The sequence below is a fragment of the Chromohalobacter sp. HP20-39 genome (assembly GCF_033052815.1).
Classification (GTDB): domain Bacteria; phylum Pseudomonadota; class Gammaproteobacteria; order Pseudomonadales; family Halomonadaceae; genus Chromohalobacter.
On the sequence record NZ_JAWHTP010001112.1, the window covers coordinates 1 to 240 of the forward strand.

1 pseudogene is annotated in these 240 nt (G+C 52.9%); it reads left to right on the plus strand.

Annotated features, from left to right (window positions below):
- Positions 1-240, plus strand: a pseudogene (locus RVY79_RS21355) (hypothetical protein); the annotation flags it as partial.

A 240-nucleotide genomic window follows, 5' to 3' on the forward strand; every position in this document is an offset into this window, starting at 1 on the left:
TTGCCATTCTGTCTTCAAACATCTTCCTAGCTCGCAAGACTGGATACTTTGATCCGACGGCCAATCAACTACCTTTCCTGCACACCTGGTCCCTGTCAGTGGAGGAGCAGTTCTACCTGATGTTCCCGCTACTGCTGATTGGACTCAGGAGGCTCAAGCCGGCAGCCCTGTTTGGTGTGATGTGCGCCCTCTTCATACTGTCTCTCGCGTACTCGCAGTATGCCGTTTCGCATTTCTTGC